The sequence below is a fragment of the Coprobacillus sp. AF33-1AC genome, from assembly GCF_003475785.1.
Classification (GTDB): Bacteria; Bacillota_I; Bacilli_A; order Erysipelotrichales; family Coprobacillaceae; genus Faecalibacillus.
This window is the reverse complement of the sequence record NZ_QRQB01000021.1, coordinates 24,541-45,829: the sequence shown is the minus strand read 5'-3', so window position 1 is coordinate 45,829 and position 21,289 is coordinate 24,541. Positions and strand designations below refer to the sequence as shown.

At 30.8% G+C, this 21,289-nt stretch carries 21 protein-coding genes and 1 riboswitch; of the genes, 4 read left to right on the top strand and 17 right to left on the bottom strand.

Translation table 11 applies throughout. The features are described from left to right. Positions 1-89: 89 nt before the first annotated feature. From DWZ53_RS08340 to DWZ53_RS08330, 3 genes are read right to left on the bottom strand one after another with little or no spacing between them, the layout of a single operon-like run. Entirely contained in the window at positions 90-782 is a 693-nt protein-coding gene (locus DWZ53_RS08340) for a GntR family transcriptional regulator (RefSeq protein WP_118433429.1), read from the bottom strand. A 1-nt stretch (position 783) separates the two neighbouring features. Further along, the gene (locus DWZ53_RS08335; protein ID WP_118433427.1) at positions 784-1,776 is read right to left on the bottom strand and encodes an isocitrate/isopropylmalate dehydrogenase family protein; all 993 of its coding nucleotides are present in this window, start codon (positions 1,774-1,776) and stop codon (positions 784-786) included. Further along, positions 1,776-3,695 carry an aconitate hydratase gene (locus DWZ53_RS08330; protein ID WP_118433425.1) on the bottom strand — a complete coding sequence of 640 codons (1,920 nt, stop codon included), beginning with the start codon at positions 3,693-3,695 and terminating at the stop codon, positions 1,776-1,778. The genes DWZ53_RS08335 and DWZ53_RS08330 overlap by 1 nt, the downstream gene beginning before the upstream one ends. Before the next feature lie 113 nt (positions 3,696-3,808). Between DWZ53_RS08330 and abc-f the strand changes: the two genes are divergently transcribed. Together abc-f and DWZ53_RS08320 are read left to right on the top strand one after the other, a co-directional pair. Next, positions 3,809-5,653 (top strand): ribosomal protection-like ABC-F family protein, encoded by a 1,845-nt coding sequence (gene abc-f / locus DWZ53_RS08325; RefSeq protein ID WP_118433423.1) that lies wholly within the window; start codon positions 3,809-3,811, stop codon positions 5,651-5,653. Between the two features lie 87 nt (positions 5,654-5,740). Beyond that, positions 5,741-7,159 (top strand): glycoside hydrolase family 1 protein, encoded by a 1,419-nt coding sequence (locus DWZ53_RS08320; protein WP_118433421.1) that lies wholly within the window; start codon positions 5,741-5,743, stop codon positions 7,157-7,159. 8 nt (positions 7,160-7,167) lie between these two features. On the opposite strand, the gene DWZ53_RS08315 is transcribed toward DWZ53_RS08320, so the two are convergent. Continuing rightward, positions 7,168-7,779, bottom strand: coding sequence for a YitT family protein (locus DWZ53_RS08315; protein WP_118433419.1), 612 nt, complete (start codon positions 7,777-7,779; stop codon positions 7,168-7,170). Between the two features lie 98 nt (positions 7,780-7,877). Between DWZ53_RS08315 and DWZ53_RS08310 the strand changes: the two genes are divergently transcribed. Next, complete coding sequence (locus tag DWZ53_RS08310) at positions 7,878-8,669, top strand: LysR family transcriptional regulator (protein ID WP_118433417.1); 792 nt, start codon at positions 7,878-7,880, stop codon at positions 8,667-8,669. A gap of 26 nt (positions 8,670-8,695) precedes the next feature. Here the strand turns inward: DWZ53_RS08310 and DWZ53_RS08305 are convergent, their stop codons facing one another. Together DWZ53_RS08305 and DWZ53_RS08300 are read right to left on the bottom strand one after the other, a co-directional pair. After that, complete coding sequence (locus tag DWZ53_RS08305) at positions 8,696-9,235, bottom strand: DUF305 domain-containing protein (protein WP_118433415.1); 540 nt, start codon at positions 9,233-9,235, stop codon at positions 8,696-8,698. Between the two features lie 53 nt (positions 9,236-9,288). Beyond that, a complete protein-coding gene (locus DWZ53_RS08300) occupies positions 9,289-10,650 on the bottom strand; it encodes a sodium:alanine symporter family protein (protein ID WP_118433413.1) in 1,362 nt (453 codons plus the stop codon). 48 nt (positions 10,651-10,698) lie between these two features. After that, positions 10,699-10,786, bottom strand: a riboswitch (glycine riboswitch). 163 nt (positions 10,787-10,949) lie between these two features. On the opposite strand from DWZ53_RS08300, the gene DWZ53_RS08295 reads away from it, so the two are divergent. Continuing rightward, the gene (locus DWZ53_RS08295) at positions 10,950-11,372 is read left to right on the top strand and encodes a VanZ family protein (protein ID WP_118433411.1); all 423 of its coding nucleotides are present in this window, start codon (positions 10,950-10,952) and stop codon (positions 11,370-11,372) included. Here DWZ53_RS08295 and DWZ53_RS08290 read toward each other — a convergent pair. The 11 genes from DWZ53_RS08290 to DWZ53_RS08240 form a co-directional block, all read right to left on the bottom strand. Then, a complete protein-coding gene (locus DWZ53_RS08290; RefSeq protein ID WP_118433409.1) occupies positions 11,356-12,000 on the bottom strand; it encodes a YitT family protein in 645 nt (214 codons plus the stop codon). The genes DWZ53_RS08295 and DWZ53_RS08290 overlap by 17 nt on opposite strands. A 114-nt stretch (positions 12,001-12,114) precedes the next feature. Then, positions 12,115-13,548, bottom strand: a complete 1,434-nt coding sequence (locus DWZ53_RS08285; protein WP_118433407.1) for a C69 family dipeptidase — start codon at positions 13,546-13,548, stop codon at positions 12,115-12,117. Positions 13,549-13,637: 89 nt separating this feature from the next. Next, positions 13,638-15,716, bottom strand: a complete 2,079-nt coding sequence (locus tag DWZ53_RS08280; RefSeq protein WP_118433405.1) for a glutamine synthetase III — start codon at positions 15,714-15,716, stop codon at positions 13,638-13,640. Positions 15,717-15,865: 149 nt separating this feature from the next. Further along, the gene (locus tag DWZ53_RS08275; RefSeq protein ID WP_118433403.1) at positions 15,866-16,369 is read right to left on the bottom strand and encodes a hypothetical protein; all 504 of its coding nucleotides are present in this window, start codon (positions 16,367-16,369) and stop codon (positions 15,866-15,868) included. Between the two features lie 153 nt (positions 16,370-16,522). Continuing rightward, entirely contained in the window at positions 16,523-17,872 is a 1,350-nt protein-coding gene (locus DWZ53_RS08270) for a PTS sugar transporter subunit IIC (RefSeq protein ID WP_118433401.1), read from the bottom strand. A gap of 267 nt (positions 17,873-18,139) precedes the next feature. Beyond that, entirely contained in the window at positions 18,140-18,856 is a 717-nt protein-coding gene (locus DWZ53_RS08265) for a GntR family transcriptional regulator (RefSeq protein ID WP_118433399.1), read from the bottom strand. 114 nt (positions 18,857-18,970) lie between these two features. After that, the gene (gene yfcE / locus DWZ53_RS08260; protein ID WP_118433397.1) at positions 18,971-19,513 is read right to left on the bottom strand and encodes a phosphodiesterase; all 543 of its coding nucleotides are present in this window, start codon (positions 19,511-19,513) and stop codon (positions 18,971-18,973) included. A 2-nt stretch (positions 19,514-19,515) separates the two neighbouring features. Then, positions 19,516-20,121, bottom strand: a complete 606-nt coding sequence (locus tag DWZ53_RS08255; RefSeq protein ID WP_118433395.1) for a GyrI-like domain-containing protein — start codon at positions 20,119-20,121, stop codon at positions 19,516-19,518. A gap of 78 nt (positions 20,122-20,199) precedes the next feature. Beyond that, positions 20,200-20,457 carry a glutaredoxin domain-containing protein gene (locus DWZ53_RS08250; protein ID WP_118433393.1) on the bottom strand — a complete coding sequence of 86 codons (258 nt, stop codon included), beginning with the start codon at positions 20,455-20,457 and terminating at the stop codon, positions 20,200-20,202. After that, a complete protein-coding gene (locus DWZ53_RS08245) occupies positions 20,457-20,939 on the bottom strand; it encodes a peptidylprolyl isomerase (RefSeq protein WP_118433391.1) in 483 nt (160 codons plus the stop codon). The genes DWZ53_RS08250 and DWZ53_RS08245 overlap by 1 nt, the downstream gene beginning before the upstream one ends. Position 20,940: 1 nt before the next feature. Then, entirely contained in the window at positions 20,941-21,225 is a 285-nt protein-coding gene (locus tag DWZ53_RS08240) for a hypothetical protein (protein ID WP_118433389.1), read from the bottom strand. Positions 21,226-21,289: the final 64 nt, after the last annotated feature.

The following is a 21,289-nucleotide window of genomic DNA, read 5'->3' as shown; positions in this document are numbered from 1 at the left end:
TGCCTGAAATTATCAATAAGAAAATTATGTTTTTTCTATTGATTTTTAGTAGGTCTCCTTATAAACAAATACATCCCATAAGGGATGTATTATACTTTTTCTGCTTGAATTTTTTCTTTTTGAGCATAGTAATTTTTTACTAATAATTGTGTTTTTCTAATATGTTTTTGAATTTTTTCTTTAGCCAACTCTTTATCTCGCTTTTCAATAGCTTCTAAGATTTCTTTATGTTCCTGAGCAGCAGGCAACAAACGATCTGGTTGTCTAATAGAATGACGTGATGTGACATGAATATAATAATTGATGTCAGACAATAATTGTTCAAAATACTGAGAATGTGTTCCACGATAAATAGCTTCATGGAATTCAATATTGATTTCAGTAAATTTTTCTTGATCATTCTTTTTAGCGTAGAATTCTAGTAAATCATAGATTTCTTTAATTTTTTCTAATTCTGCTTCACTAATACGATCAATCGCTAATTGAATTGAAAGACCTTCTAAAACAAGTCTAATTTCTAACATGTCATCAATATCACGAGGTGAAAATCCTAGTACATAAACACCTTTATTAGGAATACTTTTAACTAATCCTTCTAATTCTAATTGTTTTAATGCTTCTCTAATGGGTGTCCTTGATATATTTAACTCTTTTGACAAAGCTACCTCATTTAATTTTTGACCCGCTTCATAGTCTTCGTTTAGTATTTTATCTCTCAAAATACAAAATATTTTATGTCCTAAAGAACCATGCCCGGCATTTTCTAATAAATCTCTTTTCATCTTATAATTTCCCAATAATTGCTTCTGTAAATTCTTGTGTAGATGCACTTCCACCAATATCTGGTGTGACTACTTTTCCCTCTTCTACAACTTTCGATAAAGCTTCTCTTAAACGATGAGCTTCATTTGTTTTTCCTAACGCTTCTAACATAAGCGCAAACGCTAATAATAATGCGCTTGGATTTGCAATTCCCTTTCCTGCAATATCTGGTGCACTACCATGAACAGCTTCATAAATACGATATTCATCCCCAATATTTCCACTAGGTGCAAAACCTAATCCACCGACCAATCCTGCGCATAAATCAGAGACAATGTCACCATAAAGATTAGGTGCAACAAGTACATCAAATGTTTCTGGACGTAAAACCAATTGCATGCACATATTATCTATGATAACTTCTTGTTTTTCAATATCTGGATAATCTTTTCCTACATTTCTAAAGCATTCTAAAAATAACCCGTCAGTATATTTCATAATATTAGCTTTATGAATCGCTGTTACTTTTTTTCTACCATTATTTTTAGCGTATTCAAAAGCATAACGACAAATCTTTTCACTTGCACCTTTAGTAATTAATTTGATACCATGAGCCACATCATCACCGACCATATATTCAATCCCTTTATATAAGTCTTCAGTATTTTCACGAATCATAACTAAATCAATATTTTCATATTTTGATTTAATTCCTTTAAATGAACGAATAGGTCTGACATTGGCATAAGTAGCAAATTGTTGTCTTAATGCTACATTTACACTTCTAAATCCTGTTCCAATAGGTGTTGCTGTTGGACCTTTTAATGCCCATTTGTATTCTTTAATCGCATCGACTAAACCTGGTTCAAAGACTTCTTTTGTTTTAGCCGCATATTCTGCTCCTGCTTGATATTCTACCCATTCGATATCTAAATTCATAGCTTTCGTAACATCAACGACACTCTTTGATATTTCTTTACCAATTCCATCACCTGGTATTAAGACTGCTTTCATTAAAAGTCACCTCCTAGTTCTTTAATTGCATTTAATAAACCACCATATAAAATCATTGTTTTTTCTCTTGGTGTTAATTTTAACTTAGCAACAATAGTATCATTTGTTGTTTCATTCGTTACTTTTACATCTAAATCATTTTCTACACAATTTTTAAGATCATCTAAACGATAAGTATCTTGATCATTGAAGAAATCTAAGTCTTTAGCGTCAATCACTAATGGTAAAATACCATTATTAATTAAATTAGAACGATGAATTCTCGCAAATGAAACTGCAAAAATAGCTTTAATTTTTAAATAATTTGGAACTAAAGCAGCATGTTCACGAGATGAACCTTGTCCATAGTTATCTCCCCCAACAATAAATCCACCATTATTTGCTTTACAACGATTATAGAATTGATCATCTACTTTACAGAAACTGAACTTAGCTAAATGAGGAACATTACTACGATAAGGTAATAATTTAGAATCTGATGGTACGATATGATCAGTAGAAATATTATCACCTACTTTTAAACATACTTTACCTTCAATGACATCTTGTAATTTATCTCCTCTAGGAACTGGTTTAATATTAGGTCCCATATAAATTTCATTATTTTCATCATAATCTTCAATAAAGAAGTTTTTATTTTTAACAAATGGTGTTTGTGGTACATCTGCTAAATACATATCATCTTCAAATTCATCAGATAAATATCCTTTAATTGCACTTAATGCCGCTACTTCTGGTGATACTAAATAGACACTGGCATCATTTGTTCCAGAACGACCTTTAAAGTTACGGTTAATTGTTCTTAAAGAAATCCCTTTTGAAAGTGGTGCTTGACCCATTCCAATACATGGTCCACAACCACATTCAAGAATTCTTGCTCCAGCAGCAACCATATCGGCTAATGCTCCATTTTGTGATAACATTGATAAAATACTTGATGACCCTGGTGCAATAACTAATGATACATGCGTAGCCACACGTCTTCCTTTTAAAATACGAGCAGCTTTCATCATATCTGCAAATGATGAGTTTGTACATGAACCAATGACAACTTGATTAACTTTCATACCATTTAATTCACTTACTGGTACAACTGCATCTGGACTATGAGGTTTGGCTGTCATAGGTACAAGTTTTGATAAATCGACTGTGATTTCTTCGTCATATGTTGCATCTTCATCAGCTTTCATTTCTACAAAGTCTGCTTCACGTCCTTGTTGAATTAAATATTCTTTTGTTTTTTCATCAGTTGGGAAAATAGAAGTTGTTGCTCCTAATTCTGCCCCCATATTACAAATTGTAGCACGATCTGTTAAAGATAAAGATTGAACACCTTCACCCGTATATTCAATAATTTTATTAACTCCACCTTTAACTGTCATTTGTTGTAAGATATAAAGAATAATATCTTTAGCACTTACCCATTTTGATTTTGTTCCTACTAAGTTCACTTTAACAACACTTGGACATTGTAAATAGTATGTCCCTGTAGCCATTGCTACTGCAACATCTAATCCTCCTGCACCAATTGCAATCATTCCCATGGCACCACATGTTGGTGTATGTGAATCTGAACCAACTAAAGTTTTCCCCGGTTTAGCAAAGTTTTCTAATTGTAATTGATGGCATACACCATTCCCTGGTTTTGAAAATACAATACCATGTTTTTTAGCTACACTACGAATAAATTCATGATCATCCATATTTTCAAATCCTGTTTGTAACATATTATGATCGATATAAGCCACAGCTTTTTCTACTGCAACATGACCGATTCCCATTGCTTCTAACTGTAAGTAAGCCATTGTCCCTGTTGAATCTTGTGTTAATGTTTGATCAATTTGAATACCAATTTGTGTTCCTGGTATGAGTTCCCCTGTTTTTAATTTTGACTGCAATATTTTATATGCTAAGTTCATTTTTTGTCATCCCCCTTAATTGTATACAATTATACATTAAAGCAATTTCCATTACAACCTTATTTTTCATTGTTCTTATAATCTATATTTGATAAAATATGAGCGGTGATAATATGTTAATCGAACTTTCAAAAATTACAAAATCATTTCAAGGTATTCCTTTATTAAAGGATATTACTTTTAAAGTTGATAATCATGATAAAATTTCAATTATAGGTGTAAATGGCGCTGGTAAAACAACGATTCTAAAAATCATATTAGGTGAAGAAGAATATGATAGTGGTGATTTATTTAAAAGCCGTGATTTAACAATCGGCTATTTAAAACAACAACAAACAATGGATCCTACTTTATCGATTTACCAGATTGCTTTAGCTGTTTTTAAACCTTTAATTAAAATAGAAAATCGTATGCGTGAATTAGAACTCATTATGAAAGAAGATCATAGTGAACCTATATTAAATGAATACGATCAATTAAGTCATCAATTTCAAGAAAAAGATGGCTTTAGTTATCCAAGTAAAATAATCGGTATTTTAAAAGGGTTAGGTTTTCAAGAAGATGAATTTGATTTATTGGTTGGTCAACTTTCCGGAGGACAAAAAACAAGATTAGCTTTGGCTTGTTTATTACTAGAAGAACCTAAGTTACTTATTCTAGATGAACCAACTAACCATTTAGATAGTGAGGCTATCACCTTTTTAGAAAACTATTTAAAAGGTTATAAAAATGCTTTAATTCTTGTCAGCCATGATCGTTACTTCATTGATACTGTTTCTAATAAAATTATCGAAATAGAAAATGGTAAAGCATCAAGCTATCAATGTCGTTATGAAGAATATGCACTAAGAAAGAAAACCCAAAGAGCGATTGATTTAAAACATTACTTAAACCAACAAAAAGAAATTAAAAAAATGCAAGAGAGCATTGATACTTTAAAATCATTTAATCGTGAAAAGAGTATTAAACGTGCTGAATCTAAAGAAAAACAACTTGCAAAAATAGAACGCATCGATCGTCCTGAAAGTTTGCCTTCTACAATAACTATCAACTTTACTCCTCTTAAAGAATCTGGTTATGATGTTTTAAAGGTAGAAGATTTAGCTGTTCGCTATCAAGACCTTGTTTTTGAACATTGTAACTTAGATATTAAAAAGAATGAACGCGTTGCTATCGTGGGAGAAAACGGAATTGGCAAAACAACTTTGTTCAAAGCCATCATGGGACTCCTTCCTATTAGTCATGGTAAGATTAAATTTGGTAGTCATGTAGATTTAGCTTATTATGATCAAGAACATACTTCTTTAAATATGAATAAGACTATTTTTGATGAAATTTCTGATACTTATCCAAGAATGACAAATCAAGAAATTCGTAGCACTTTAGCTCTCTTTAATTTTAGAGGTGAAGATGTTTTTAAAGATATCGCCATGCTTTCTGGTGGTGAAAAAGGGCGTGTTGTTCTTACTAAGATTCTTTTAAAACAAGCGAATTTACTTATTTTAGATGAACCAACTAACCATTTAGATATTGCTTCTAAGGAAGTCTTAGAAGATGCTTTGTTACAATTTACAGGAACCATTTTATTTATCAGTCATGATCGTTATTTTATTAATAAAGTTGCATCTCGTATTGTTGAAATAACAAAAGAAGGTACAATTAGTTATAACGGTCGCTATGAGGATTACCTTTTATCTAAGCAGCCAGCTATAATAAAAGAAGAAGTCAAACAAACAAAAGTACAACAAACCATTGATCGTAAAACTAAAAATGAAATTAAAAAGGTTGAACGTCAAATTAGTGCTTTAGAAGAAAAAATCAAGGAAATGCAAACAGAATTAAGAAGCGATGAAGTTATGGACGATTATCAAAGATATAATGATTTACAAAGTCAAATAGAAGAAAATGAAAATGAATTAGAAAACTTATATGAAAAATGGGAGTCATTACAAATGTAAGACTGCCATTTTTTCATATTTTAAAAATAATCATGATTTTTAATTAATTTATGTATAATAGGTGTGTAAATCAAGGAGGAAATATAAATGTTACATAAAAAATTAAAACCTTTTCCTAAAGATTTTCTTTGGGGAGCAAGTACAAGTGCTTATCAAGTAGAAGGTGCTAGTTTAGAAGATGGTAAAGGACCTTCATGTCAAGATGTTAAAGTTGTTCCTGAAGGAACATCAGATTTAAAAGTATGTGCTGATCAATATCATCGTTATAAAGAAGATATTGCTTTAATGGCTGAAATGGGATTTAAAACATATCGTTTCTCTATTTCTTGGTCAAGAATTATTCCTGAAGGTACAGGTGCTATCAACCCTAAAGGAATTGAATATTATAATAATGTCATTAATGAATGTTTAAAATATGGTATTGAACCATTAGTAACAATGTTCCATTTTGATATGCCTGCTGCATTAGATCAACGTGGATCATGGTCTAATAGAGAATCTGTAGACTGGTTTGTAAACTTTGCTAGAGTAATGTTTGAAAACTTTGGTGATCGTGTTAAATACTGGCTTACAATTAATGAACAAAATATGTTAACTTTAGTTGGTCCTGTTATTGGAACATTAACTATTCCTGAAGGATGCACAAATGTATTAAAAGAAACATATCAACAAAATCATCATATGTTAGTTGCTCAAGCTAAAGCTATGGCTTTATGTCATGAAATGTTACCTAACGCTAAAATTGGTCCTGCACCAAATATCTCATTAGTTTATGCTGCTACATGTAAACCTGAAGACGTTTTAGCTGCTCAAAACTATAACGCTATTAGAAACTGGTTATATTTAGATATGGCTGTTTATGGTGTTTATAATAATTTAGTATGGGCTTATTTAGAAGAACATGATGCTTGTCCTGAATTTGCTGAAGGTGATGAAGAAGCATTAAAGAATGGACATCCTGACTTTATCGGATTCAACTATTATAACACTGCTACATGTGAAGCAAGTGATGGAACTGAAACAATGGATCCAGGTGCTGATCAACAAACTGCTCGTGGTGAAGCTGGCGTATATCGTGGATATCGTAATCCTAACTTACCTACTACTGAATTTGGTTGGGAAATTGATCCTATGGGATTTAGAGCAACTATTCGTGAAATGTATTCAAGATATCGTTTACCAATGATCGTTACTGAAAATGGTTTAGGTGCATATGATACTTTAACTGAAGATGGTAAAGTTCATGATCAATACAGAATTGAATACTTAAGAAAACATATTGAACAAATCCGTTTAGCTATTAGTGATGGTGCTAAAATGATGGGATATTGCCCATGGTCAGCAATTGACTTAATTTCTACACATGAAGGAATGGTAAAACGTTATGGTTTCATTTATGTAGACCGTGATGAATTTGATTTAAAAACTTTAGATCGTTATCGTAAAGATTCTTTCTATTGGTATAAAAAAGTCATCGCTACTAACGGTGAAGATTTAAGTGATTAAAAAGCGAGTTAATACTCGCTTTTTTTATATGTATATTTTTCACATACTCCTATCACTCTACCAATATAAAATGCAGAAAAAACAGTACCTATACCTATTCCATATATAGGTTTACCACATAATAAACAAACAACGATTGTTATTGTTATCATAGAAATATCAAATAAATTTTTACATAATGAATATTTTTGATGAAAAGTTTGTGAAATACTTAATACTAAACCATCTACCGGTGTCATGACAAGGTGACTTAATATCATCAAAAATACACCTAATGCACAACAAGTATTTCCCAGTAATAATAAAATAATTTGCATAATGATATTTGTTTGAAAAATAGGTATCAAGTATTGGTAGAAATCAACTAAAAAACCAAATATAAATGAAAACGGTATTTCTAATAGAAAGGTTGTTTTTATTTGTTTTTCAATTATGATTTGTAATAAAACAAAAATTAAATAAAAAACAATATTAGCCTGACCAAAAGTTAAAAAAGTAATCCGACTTATAGCATAGGGTAAGGTGCTAAAAGCACCTACACCTAAACCAGATAATGTATTCAATGTAATTCCTAAAGCTAACACATTCATTCCAAGTATGTAATATCCATATTTTTTCATCTTATCCCTCTTTTCATTATGCATTGTATAGTTAATATTAATAACTTTCCAATATTAATATTTCATATTACAATAACTATATCTTATGAGGTGATAACATGAACATCAAGCAACTAGAATATTTCGTCGATCTAGCGTCTACATTAAATTTTACAAAAACAGCCAAAAACTTTTATATCAGTCAAACTGCGATAACAAAACAAATACAAAACCTAGAACATGATCTTGACTTAACTTTATTTTTAAGAACAAAAAAAGAAGTTGTTCTCTCTCAAGAAGGTAAAACTTTCCTTCCTTATGCCAAACAAATATTAAAAGATGTAAATTTGAGTTATGAAGCAATTAAAGAATATAAAAGAGGAAAAAGCGGGATAATTAAACTTGGATTCATCAAAGCCTGTGATCATCAAGTTTTACTTGATTTATTAGAAAAATTAAAAAATCAGTTTCCTCTCATACAATTCCAATACCAAGCCTATCCTCGCCAAGTTCTACTTGATCTTTTTAAAGATCATCAATTAGACGCTATTATTATGTACGAGCATAATGAAACTCAATCATTTTCTAAATGTGTTCTAAAAAACAGTTATCTAAGAAAGTATTACCATCGTGAGTGTAACCTCAGTACACTTCCTTTAATATACGATGTTCAAGATGATGAAAATCACCAAGAATTAGAACAAACGTTACTCAAATTATGTCTAAAAGAAGGCTATGCGATTCTTCATGATTTTATTGAATATAATCAATATGCAAAAAACTTCAATTATGAAGATACTTTTGTTTCTTCACCACTATGTTTTTTCTATTTAAACAATCATACTAATTTTGCATTAAGCCATGTTATTGATTATGTTTTACAAACATATAAAAAGGATAACCTTAAATAGATTATCCTCTTTGTCATTCATTATAATCAACTATTCTCTTTAATTTTATTGATTTGATCAATTGTTTGTTGTTGATGATAAATAATACCTTCTAATATCGGTTGTAATGCTTCAATGACATGATATTGAATTGTTTCTTTAGCCATATCAATACCTGCTTGATAATAAATCAGCATTTGTTCAAGATATAATTGATTAATGTTGTCCTTACAAATCATCGTCATTTTTTCAAGCATAGCTTCAATTATTTGATTCATCTTTTCTTGATGTTTCTGTAAATCTTGATAAGTATTTTTTAAATCCTTTGCTTGATCTTTTACCTCCAGCATATTGTTAATTCCTGATGTTTGTTCTTTAATAATTGAAAAAGCGATATCTTGGACATCCTCATTTAATGAGTAATTTAACAAATTGGCACTCATTTTTATTCCTGCATAACGATAAGGTAAAAATTGGACAATAAAATTATATGAAATACTATCACTTAAACAGACACTCATCATCTTACAATACATCTTATTAATAATATTTTGATATTCATTTAAATAATGATTTATACAATTCACGAAGATCCCTCCAAGATAAAAATATGCGTATTCTTTAAAAGAATACGCATATTTTAATCAATTACTAATTCTTCTTGTTCTTCGTAACCAAAATAATTTTCAGTTTCCATGATGATTTCTTTTCTTAATCCAATTAATCCAATTAAATTTGGAATAGCCATACATCCATTAACAATATCTGCAAGGATAAAGATAAAGTCTAATGACATAAATGGTCCAATTGCGATAAAGATAATATAAATAAGTTTATAATATTTAATTGCTTTGATACCCTTTAAGTAATAAATGCATCTTTCACCATAATAATTCCATCCAATAATTGTTGTAAAAGCAAAGAATACTAAACCAATATTGACAATATATTTACCTATTAAAGGAATAAATAAACCTACTGAAAAAGCATGTGATGTCATGGTTGCACCATTTAATCCTGTTGTATGTGATTGTGTAAGTAAAATAGCGAGACCTGTCATTGTACAAATAACAATAGTATCAATAAATGTTCCTGTCATTGATACCAATCCCTGTTCTACACATGAATCTGTCTTTGCTGCAGCAGCTGCAATCGGTGCACTTCCTAGACCGCTTTCGTTTGAAAAAATCCCACGACTAATTCCTTTTTGCATTGCTAGTGCCATTGTAACTCCAGTTCCACCACCAACAACGGCTTGAGGTGTAAAAGCTGCTTTAATAATCATGGCTAGGGTTTGAGGAATCATTGTAATATGAGTGATTAAAATAAGTACAACTCCTCCAACATATAGCACACACATAAGGGGAATGACTTTTTCAGCTACTGATGCAATTCTCTTGATTCCACCAATAGTGATAAAAGCTACTGCAATAGTTAAAATAATCGCTGTAATATAGCGAGGTATATGAAATGACATTGTAAGTGCATCGGAAATAGATTTAACTTGAGTAAATGTTCCTATCCCAAGTAAAGCTACAGCTACACCAAAAAAAGCAAATAATTTGGCTAAAAATGGACTATGTAATCCTCTTTCTAAATAATACATAGGTCCCCCTGCCATTTGATTATTTTCATCTTTAACACGGTAGCGAATAGCAAGTAATCCCTCTGCATATTTTGTTGCCATTCCAAAAAAAGCAGAAACCCACATCCAAAATAACGCACCAGGTCCCCCTGCTACTATCGCTGTAGCAACACCAACAATATTTCCTGTTCCAATCGTTGATGAAAGTGCTGTACATAATGCTTGAAAACTGCTGACATCTCCTGATTCTTGCTCAGTCTTTTTAAAAATACAGCGAAAAGCTAATTTTAATTTTGTTAACTGAATTAATTTTAGATGAAAAGTAAAATAAATTCCTGTTCCTAACAATAAACAAATTAATGGCATCCCCCATATATAACTATTAATTTGTTTTAAGATATTGGTAATCATTTGCATAAAAAAAACTCCTCCTAATAAATTAGTCGGAATTAATAATGAAAAAACTATTAAGCCACTGTCCTTTTACCTGAGAGTTTCACCCTTCTAGGCTTGCTCCTTCGGTGTTCAAACGAATCTCTCCAGTGGTTCGTCCAATAGCGATCCTGTTACCTGAAATCTTTCATTCTTCGGTGTCCATCTAAGGATCTCTTTCGCCATTATCATCCGATATACGACTTTATTATACTACGTTGTATACAATTGTAAATAGGATTTTATTTTTTGTAAATATTTTCATCCTTTGTTATAATACAAGCATGAAAAAATATAGATACTTAATATTTACAATTTTATGGATGATATTCATCTTTTTTATGTCACAAACACCTGGACAAGAATCATCTCATCAAAGTTCTTTCTTTGTTGATATTATAATTAACTTCATTCCTATAAAAGCTAATACACTTTCTTTTATCATTAGAAAATGTGCTCATATGTCAGAATATGCTATTCTCTTGTTTTTAATTTATCAAACAATTAAAAATAGATACACATTAAAAATCAGCTTTTTTATCACTTTTCTATATGCATGCAGTGATGAATTTCATCAATTATTTATCCCTGGTAGAGCCGGTCAATTAAGAGATGTACTCATTGACTGTACTGGTGCTTTTATTATGGCATTGGTTATTTATTGTTATAAAAAAAGAAAGCATAAGCTTTCTAATCATAATCAATAAGATCAAATTTTTTAAAAAGTGGCTTTTGCCATTTCATAAAAATACCCATTAAAGGACCAAACAAAAACATTCCTATAATTGTTCCTTCTCTTATGGCTAATGGTACATTGCATACAAGTCCTACCACTAAAGCAATCATAATACTGACAATATCAACACTTTGTCTTAATACATGAAATGGTTTATTCGTCTTTTTACTTACTGCCATGCATGCCCCTTCTAATGCAAAAGTAACAATATCTAAAACCATGACAGCCCCAACACCAAAAGCACAAATAATATATCCTGAAATTAAAATAGCCACATTCATCCAGTATTCATGAATATGAATTGAACCCAGCAAATCATATAATACAAAATTAACAATATTTCCTAATATAAGACATACTATAATTTGTAATAATTGGATTTTTTTAAAATCCTTTTTTAATACTAAAATTTGAACAATAATACAGCTAAAGTTAAAAAACATACCAATCGTTCCAACTTGAATACCCGTAATTTCATTTCCTGTTTGTGCAAGAGCATCCCACGCACCAACACCAATTGCAGCCTTTAAAGTTAATGCACTCCCAATGCTACCAATGATTACAAATACAACTAACATGATTAATCTCTTAATTTTCATATAAAACCCTTCCAAAATAATATCATTATGGCTAATCTTATACTAAAATATTTTTACTTTGTATATTTTTCTAATTATGAAAATTTAAATAGAGGAACTTATTAAGTTCCTCTATTAGGCGTCTGAACGTTCAAATTTATTTTTCATTGAAAGACTTAATTCATTTAAGACTAACGCTAAGGTTTTATCTGTTTCCTTTTTCAACATTTCAGCAATTTCTTGGTTAGCTTGATGTTTAAGAAGTAAGCATTTTTCATCGTTTGCTTCTTTTAATAAATTATCATATTTATTAATAATATAATGCCCTTTAGCCATGACACTTTTTTGATAACGCTCTATATGAATAGCTGATTTTTTATAACAGGCATCTGCCATCGCTGCAATTAAACGACTTGACCAATAAAAATTATCAGTCGAAACTGTTGCTGTTGTGTTATTTAAATATTCTGGTGTTTCTTCTATTCTTCCATAAAATGGAACTAATGCATTAAAAACATTTGATGCATAGGCTACCCATTCAATAGCTTGATAAGCTTGAGGCACATCATTTCTTAATTGGATTACTGATAAAAAATCGTTTCGATTAATACCGATAGGACGGTAAATTCCTTTTTTTATAGAATGACCATAAGGGTCATATTCAGTACCTTGATAATGTAAAGATAATGCATATTTAACATCCTCTACTGTTATTTTCTTTTCTGGCACTTGAGACCATGGAATATCGTCATCACTTGGAAGATGTTGGAAAGAACGCGGATTAAAGTATCTTTCAATATCATAGGCTCTTGGTGTGTTATAAACATGATCGGAATCATCATGACTTCCAAAAGTATCACGAGCATTAAATTTATCATCAAATGCAAGATTTAAATGATATTGATTGATAAATTCTTTCATATCTTGGGAACACATATGATTGATTTGGGTCGTCAAAGCATCATGTAAATCAAAAGAATCAATACCAAATTGATTTGGCATAACAACATATTCATCATCAGGTACTCTTTTAGCAATCCAATGATGACCACCAATTGTTTCTAACCACCATATTTCATTTTGATCTTGAAATGCAATACCATTCATTTCATAAGTTCCATATTTTTCTAATAAACTTCCTAATCTTATCACACCCTCACGAGCACTATGAATGTAAGGTAAAACAATATAAACAATATCTTCCTCGCCAATTCCACCAGGCATATGATTCATTTCATCATATTCTACTAAAGGATCTGCGCCTAACACGCGTGGATTAGATGTAATGGTTTCTGTTGCTGTCATCGCAACATTTTCCTCATTAATACCACTTGCAGCCCAGATTCCTTTTCCCTCTACCGCGTTTGGCATGGCAGTAAAAGACATAGGATTATCTGGTAATTCTATTTCTAAATGAGATAGAACTGATTTATATATTTTTTCTTCTTTAGAAATCACTACAAATTTCTTTGGAGTAAAACCATCAGCCCCAGAATCATCATTTCTAGCAATCATTGTTGATCCATCATAAGATGCATTTTTACCTACTAACAAAGTTGTACAAGACATATTTCTCCCTCCTCTTTTTTCTTATTATATAACAAACTAAACATAATTAGAAAAAAAATGATTCTACCGAAGTAGAATCATTTCATCTATTAAATTCCAAATAATAAATCAACATAAGTAGGGATTGGCCAATATGAATCATCAACAACTTCTTCAACAGCATCCATTGTTTCTCTTAATGATTGCATAGTTCCAAATACTTCATCTCTCCACATAGAAGCCACTTCAAAGATTTCTGCTTCACTATTTTGAGCCTTTGTAATATTTGCTTCTAAAGTATTCATTTTTTCTTTAGCAGTTTTTAATAATCCAGATAAGTTATTAGCATCTTCTACCATGAATTCACATTCAATACCTGCATCTTTAGCAGCTAATACACTACCAGAAAGTTTAGCTAAATAATCACAAGCAGCTGGGTATAATTGAGTTTTTGCCATTTTTAAAGCAGTCAATGCTTCAACTTGGATTGTTTTAATATAATTATCTAATAAGATTTCATATCTTGATGCTAATTCAACTTTTGAATAAACACCGATACGATCTAACATTTCCATATATTTTTCTTCTTTTAAGCATTTTAATGCATCAACAGTGTTTTTATTATTAGGTAATCCACGTCTTGCTGCTTCTTCTTCCCATTCTGCTGAATATCCATCACCATTGAAGATAATACGTTTATGTTCACTAATAAATTCTTTAATCACTTCATCAGCAGTTTTTCCAGATTCAATAGCATCTGACATTTCATTCATTTCTTGTGCTAAGATAGCATTTAAAATTGTATTAGGACCAGCAACAGATTGAGCAGAACCAACTGCACGGAATTCAAATTTGTTTCCTGTAAAAGCAAATGGTGAAGTTCTGTTACGATCAGTATTATCTTTAGAGAATGTTGGTACAACTGATACACCTGTATCAAAACGGCCACTATCTCCATGGGCTACTTTTTTACCTGAACAAATTTCTTCAACTAAAGCATCTAATTCTTCACCTAAGAACATTGAGATAATTGCAGGTGGTGCTTCATTAGCTCCTAAACGATGATCATTACCTGCAGAAGCAACTGACATACGTAATAGTTCTGCATATTCATCAACTGCTTTAATTGTACAAGCAAGTGCAGCTAAGAATGGTTTATTTTCTTCTGGTTTAGGACCAGGATTGAATAAGTTAACTCCAGTATTTGTAATAACTGACCAGTTATCATGTTTACCAGAACCATTTACTCCAGCAAATGGTTTTTCATGTAATAAACAACGTAAACCATGTTTTTTAGCAATATCTTGTGCTAATTGCATTAATAAATGGTTATTATCAGTTGTAATATTCACTTTAGAATAAACACAAGCAACTTCATGTTGTGCAGGTGCTACTTCATTATGTTTAGTTTTAGATGGAATACCATATTTCCATAACTCAGTATCTAAATCTTTCATAAATGCAGCAACTTTACGTTTTAATGAACCAAAATAATGATCTTCTAATTCTTGTCCTTTTGGTGCCATTGCTCCAAATAAAGTTCTACCTGTTAATTTTAAATCCATACGTTCTTGATAATATTTATCATCAACTAAGAAATATTCTTGTTCAGCCCCAACTGATGCAGTTACACGAGTAACCCCTTCTAATCCTAATTTAGGAAGTAAACGAACTGCTGCTTGACTTAAAGCATCACATGAACGAAGTAAAGGTGTTTTCTTATCTAATGCTTCCCCTGTATAAGAACAGAATAATGTAGGAATATATAAAGTACCATCTTTAACAAAAGCAGGAGATGTACAATCCCAAGCAGTATATCCTCTTGCTTCAAATGTAGCACGTAGACCACCTGATGGAAATGATGAAGCATCAGGTTCCCCTTTTCTTAATGTCTTACCACTAAATTCTAATACTGCTTTAGTTCCATCTGGTTCTAAGAAAGCATCATGTTTTTCAGCAGTTAAACCTGTCATTGGCATAAACCAGTGTGTGAAGTGAGTTGCCCCATTTTCTACAGCCCAAATTTTCATTGCGTTAGCAATGACTGTAGCACATTCTTTCGATAATTCTTCGCCGTTATCTAAAGATTCATGAAAAGCTTTGTATGTTGATTTAGGAATACGTTCTTTCATGACATCATCAGTAAAAGCTAAACATCCGTAATCATTAACTAAATTGTTTAGTTCCATTTTTAAGTTCCCCCTTGTTGATTTATATATACATTTATTATGTTTATATGCCGTTATTATACAAATGAAATATCAAGATGTCAATATATATTTATAATTTATTATCATTTTAATAATTCATTATTATTAACTTAATAAAAAAGAAGAAACTAATGAGTTCCTTCTTCAAGTTGTGCTTTTTCTCTTTTATTTTCTCTTCTTCTTTTCTTTTCAAATTTACGATGTGTTTCATTGTATTCATGTACTTGACAGTTAATACGTTTATTAGCGTTAACAACGGCTCCTACAAATCCTTGACGATCTTTTGGAAAACAACAGTAACGTTTATTATTTTCTGTATAAATTTCAATTGCATGTGGACGAGTAACTAAGTCTGCCATTCTTGATACTGGATCACAAATTGTATCACAACGCATTAAATCAACTTCTTTATTTTTCCATAAAGGATATTTAATTGTCATACGACGATTTTCAATTTCATAAGCGTTTGGACGACATCCTATAAAGATGATGAAAAGTAATACTCCAAAAGCAACGACTAAAGGTAAATCTTTAAAATCTTGGAAAATCAATTTAATAAGTACATATAGTGTATAACCAGTTAAAAAGATCAATGTTGCTGTGTTCTTTCTAAATTTAAATTCTTGTTTCATAATAGCCTCACTTTCTTGTTCATTATAACAATAATCATTATAATTGCCAATTTATTCCTTACTTTTTCTAATCATCATTTATAATGTATGATTAGAAAAAATAAGGACAATTGCTTGTCCTTATTCATATTTTTTAAATTTGCTCTATATATCTTAAGCTTCTGCAGCTTGTTTGTTTTGATATTTTTCGTAAGCAATAACGAATGGAACATAGATAACTGTTGCTAACACAATTGCGATTAATTGTGAAACAGCTCCCATGATTGATCCACCTGTAGCTAAGAATCCTAAGAATAGAGGTGGCATTGTCCAAGGTACTTCGATACAAACTGGTGGACAGAATCCCATAGAAATTAAAGCCCATCCTAAAGCAACGCAGGCAACTGGTGCTAAGATAAATGGAATACCTAAGATTGGGTTTAATACTAAAGGAATACCAAATGTAACTGTTTCGTTGATGTTGAATAATCCAGGAACGATAGATAATGTAGCGATAGCTTTGTTATCTTCACGTTTACCGAACATAAAGATTGCGAATACTAAACCTAAAGTAACACCAGATCCACCCCATTCACCAAACATTTGTAACATTGTTAAGTTGAATGTGTTGTATCCAGATTTAGCTCCAGCTTTGAACATTGCAGTGTTTGCATAAAGTAATGGTCTGAAGATTGGTTCTTTTACTGCAGCTAACATGTTGTTACCATGAATACCTACTAACCAGAATAATGAAATTAATACATACATTAATAATACTGGTACTAAACTGTTACCAATGATATGAGTTAATGGTTCTTGGATGTAATGTGAAATTAAGTCATTTACATAGAATCCAGTTCCTAAATATAAGAAATGACCAATAGCTCCTACGATAGCTAACATGATAAATGTTGGAATTAATACTTCGAATGCACGAGAAACTCCTGGTGGAACTTGTTCAGGCATTTTAATTTTTAATGCATCTTGTTTTCTTAACCATCCATAGATTTCCATAGATAAGATACCAAAAATTAATGCTGTGAAAAGTCCAGTAGCTCCAGTGTATGAAGATGAAATTCCACCAACTGTAGTTAATGCTTCTTTACCAGCTGGTAAAACAACTCCAGTAGCGATTTCTTTTCCTGCTTTCCATACATAAGTAGTAGTTGGTGTTACAACTAACCAAGCAATAAATGATAATACTGCAGGATATGCTCCTGTTTCACCGTTAGCTTCAGCAATTTCTTGCCCTACTAACATAACAATACCAATTGAGATACATGAAATTGTAGCGAATTGGATTGCTGCGAAAATTGGATTTAAGAACTCTAAAGCCATGATTCCGCTCCATAAAGCTCCTAACCCTGTACCTGAGTTAACTAATACGTTAGTCCAAAGTACACCGATTGCACCAGCGATAGTTGCTGGCATGAAGTTTTGGAATGCGTTTTTGATGGCACCAAGGTATTTATTTTGACCACACCATGCACCAACGCGTCCAAGCTTATCAGCAAATGCGTCCATATTTTTTCCTCCCTTTAAAATATATCTTTCTGACACTTATTAGTATAAAAAATGTTTATCCAAAAGTCAATGCTTTTTAAATCTAAAAGTACCATACTTTTAATTTTAAAAAGCATATATTTTCCAAAAAAGCGCATTCTAGAGCCATTTTTTTAGTGCTAAAAAAATGGTATATTTTTTAAAAAAAATGTAACCACTACCAAGAAAAGGCTACCATAATGTATATACAAGGTCTATTTTAGCTACAAAAAAAGAGTCATTTGACTCTTAGTTTTGTACTGTAACTGTCTGTAATTCAAAGTTATTATAATGAAATCTTGAAAAAGAATATTCAAAAATAACACCACTACTTAAATAAGCTGTTTGTTCAATTTCAAAATAAGGTTCATATTCTTTTAATCCTAAATATTCCTGTTCAAGTTGAGAAGATAAATGTCCCCTTACTATTTTATGACAACTTTGTATTTTCAACTTCAGATCTTTTTCTATATACTGATAGATTGAATGCTGTAAATGGGTCAGCTTTAAATTTGGTATCACCGATATAGGCATATATGTTATCTCTAACGAATACGGCTTATCATCTATTTTTCTAAGCCTGATAATATGATAAACAAATGATCCTTCTTCTATTTGTAGTTTCTTTGAGATAACTTCATCACTAGGAATTACCTCAAAAGCAATCACATCACTGCTGACTTTGGCCACTCCTTCGTATCTTTTAGATAATCCTTGTGCAGCCATATTTGTTGCTTTGGCAGGGTCTATTGATGGATCATAATCCTTAACAAATGTTCCTGCTCCACGTCTTCTAACAATTAAGCCTTCTTTAACTAAAATTTCTAAAGCTTTTTTCATTGTTTCTTTATTACAATGATAAGCTACACATAATACATATTCATAAGGAAGTTTTTGACCATAAGTATACTTTTGTTCTACTATTTTTTGACGTATATCATCTGCTATATCAATATACTTAACCATACAGTCTCCTCCTTTTATCATTCTATCTTAAAAATACCATACTTTTATATAATTTGCACGGATTTTTTGATTATAACAAAAAAAGATGATTGATTATCTCAACCAACCATCCTTTTATTCTAAAGTGATTTCTTTTACTATATTTTGATTAAAGTCTTTGATCACAATACGATGATTTTCATAAATAGCATAACTATTTGTTCCTTCTTTTGGTAAAGAAATAGAAGAAGGATTAATAATATAGATATTATCTTTTTTCTTTGCTATTGGCTTATGAAAATGTCCATACACAAGAATATCATTATCATTTAATAATGGTAATTGATCTTCATTATATAAATGACCATGTGTTAAAAAGAAATGATGTCCATCTACATCATACAAAGCGTAGTCGCTTCTCATTGGAAAATCCAATACCATTTGGTCTACTTCACTATCACAGTTTCCTCTTACTGCAATAATATCCTTTTTCAATGGATTTAATAAAGCAATTACTCGCTTACAATTATACCCATCTGGTAAATCATTACGTGGACCATGATATAAAATATCTCCTAAAATAATTAATTTATCTGCTTTTTCCTCTTGATAAGTTTCAATAGCTCTTTTTGCCCATGTATAAGAACCATGAATATCTGATATAAACATTAATTTCATTTTTAGCCTCTTTCTATTGCATAACGAATAATTGTCTTCAAATCTTCTTCTGCCGTCTTTTCTGGTTTATTTAAATAAATTTCATGATGCATACCTGCCAGCTTATAATTTTCTACTGTAATATACTCCATAATCTTTTTAGTAGAATTAATTTCTGTATGATAAGCACCTTTATGTAAAAGCTGAACTGCACGTTCTCCGTTTCTTTTCTTTAAATACACATCTAATATATAAGGATTATCTGTCCTTAAAGATAAATCTAATTTTATTTGATTTAATATTTGTTCAGTTAATGTTGGTACTTGGACCATCATTAATGTAAATTTAATCATCTTTTTACGTGTCACATCAAAATGACTGTTATCATAGGTATCCCATATTCCCTCTAAAGGTGGAACTGTATATAATATTTCATCTTTAAAATAATTCCTTAATTCTCTTGAAACCATTTGTAATGCTTTGGATTTTAATTTAAATTCATCGACAGATGGGTTCCCCACCCCATCAAGCATAATATATGTTAATTCAGGTACATCAACCAAGGCAATCACTTTAGAAGATGTTGTATACAGGTTACGATACAATTTCTTGACATCATAGCTTTCCACTGTTTCACCCCCATAAGCACTCTTTATTATACCTCATTTTTCTAAAAAACAAAGAAAAAAAGAATCAGGATATTGAATCTATCCTTGATTCTTTAAGTGTTTATCAAAAACTGATTTTAATTCTTGATAGGTAGTAGCCCCTTCAATATATTTACTGGTTCCATCAAATAATGCTGGTACATAATAGTAATCATATGAATCAGCTAGTTCAACCTCTTGACTTTCATCAATTAATTGAATATCAATATTTTGATATTTTACATCTTCTTTTAATTCCTTAATCCATTTTATTGCCTGCTTACAATAAGGGCAATCAGGTAATATAAATAATTTCATTATGCTCTTTTGATTGTTTTAATCACAATAGGAGTATTTGGACAATCTCTCATATCTCTAGGAGCACGAGCAATTTTATCTACAACATCTAATCCTTCTGTAATTTTACCAAATGCTGCATAATCACCATCTAAATGTGGTGCTGCTTCATGCATGATAAAGAATTGAGAAGATGCAGAATCTTTAAACATTGTTCTAGCCATTGATAAAACACCCGGTGTATGTTTTAAATCATTATCAACACCATTACTTCTAAATTCACCTTTAATTGCATCAGTATGTTTTTCATTAAAGTTAACATCATATCCACCACCTTGGATCATAAAACCAGGAATAATACGATGGAAGATAAGTCCAGCAAAGAAATCTTCATCAATTAATTTTAAAAAGTTTTCTACAGTAATAGGCGCAACTTCAGGATAAAGTTCTCCTTTCATTACATCTCCATTTTCCATTTCAATAATAATATCTACAGTTTCCATTTTAATCCTCTTTCTTTTCTTCTATATATTCAGCTTCAACAATATGTTTCTTTTCTTTTTTCTTTTTGAAATACGTTTTAAATAGAAAAAAGACAATAATAACAGCTGCTACAACGGCAAGTACCCAAATAATATTTTTTACTTGATCAAATTGATACGCTACAGCAACAACAAGACATAAACTTATTACATCAAACATTCCTGATAACTTATGTTTTTGACCAACTAAACAATTTAATGATAAAGCAGTCGAAATAAATAACCCTAAAATAAGTGCGACTTCCATATTATGTACCTCCTTGCCTCATTTTATCATATTTTTTATAAAATATAAAAATAGTAGCATAAAA

What these genes read in the sequence shown, in the direction of transcription:
- yfcE (WP_118433397.1), bottom strand. Translation starts at nt 19,513, where the DNA reads ATGAAATTAATGTTTATATCAGATATTCATGGTTCTTATACATGGGCA.
- DWZ53_RS08330 (WP_118433425.1), bottom strand. Translation starts at nt 3,695, where the DNA reads ATGAACTTAGCATATAAAATATTGCAGTCAAAATTAAAAACAGGGGAA.
- DWZ53_RS08300 (WP_118433413.1), bottom strand. Translation starts at nt 10,650, where the DNA reads ATGCAAATGATTACCAATATCTTAAAACAAATTAATAGTTATATATGG.
- DWZ53_RS08310 (WP_118433417.1), top strand. Translation starts at nt 7,878, where the DNA reads ATGAACATCAAGCAACTAGAATATTTCGTCGATCTAGCGTCTACATTA.
- DWZ53_RS08245 (WP_118433391.1), bottom strand. Translation starts at nt 20,939, where the DNA reads ATGGAAACTGTAGATATTATTATTGAAATGGAAAATGGAGATGTAATG.
- DWZ53_RS08240 (WP_118433389.1), bottom strand. Translation starts at nt 21,225, where the DNA reads ATGGAAGTCGCACTTATTTTAGGGTTATTTATTTCGACTGCTTTATCA.
- DWZ53_RS08285 (WP_118433407.1), bottom strand. Translation starts at nt 13,548, where the DNA reads ATGTCTTGTACAACTTTGTTAGTAGGTAAAAATGCATCTTATGATGGA.
- DWZ53_RS08265 (WP_118433399.1), bottom strand. Translation starts at nt 18,856, where the DNA reads ATGGTTAAGTATATTGATATAGCAGATGATATACGTCAAAAAATAGTA.
- DWZ53_RS08320 (WP_118433421.1), top strand. Translation starts at nt 5,741, where the DNA reads ATGTTACATAAAAAATTAAAACCTTTTCCTAAAGATTTTCTTTGGGGA.
- DWZ53_RS08250 (WP_118433393.1), bottom strand. Translation starts at nt 20,457, where the DNA reads ATGAAATTATTTATATTACCTGATTGCCCTTATTGTAAGCAGGCAATA.
- DWZ53_RS08280 (WP_118433405.1), bottom strand. Translation starts at nt 15,716, where the DNA reads ATGGAACTAAACAATTTAGTTAATGATTACGGATGTTTAGCTTTTACT.
- DWZ53_RS08270 (WP_118433401.1), bottom strand. Translation starts at nt 17,872, where the DNA reads ATGGACGCATTTGCTGATAAGCTTGGACGCGTTGGTGCATGGTGTGGT.
- DWZ53_RS08295 (WP_118433411.1), top strand. Translation starts at nt 10,950, where the DNA reads ATGAAAAAATATAGATACTTAATATTTACAATTTTATGGATGATATTC.
- DWZ53_RS08340 (WP_118433429.1), bottom strand. Translation starts at nt 782, where the DNA reads ATGAAAAGAGATTTATTAGAAAATGCCGGGCATGGTTCTTTAGGACAT.
- DWZ53_RS08290 (WP_118433409.1), bottom strand. Translation starts at nt 12,000, where the DNA reads ATGAAAATTAAGAGATTAATCATGTTAGTTGTATTTGTAATCATTGGT.
- abc-f (WP_118433423.1), top strand. Translation starts at nt 3,809, where the DNA reads ATGTTAATCGAACTTTCAAAAATTACAAAATCATTTCAAGGTATTCCT.
- DWZ53_RS08315 (WP_118433419.1), bottom strand. Translation starts at nt 7,779, where the DNA reads ATGAAAAAATATGGATATTACATACTTGGAATGAATGTGTTAGCTTTA.
- DWZ53_RS08335 (WP_118433427.1), bottom strand. Translation starts at nt 1,776, where the DNA reads ATGAAAGCAGTCTTAATACCAGGTGATGGAATTGGTAAAGAAATATCA.
- DWZ53_RS08275 (WP_118433403.1), bottom strand. Translation starts at nt 16,369, where the DNA reads ATGAAACAAGAATTTAAATTTAGAAAGAACACAGCAACATTGATCTTT.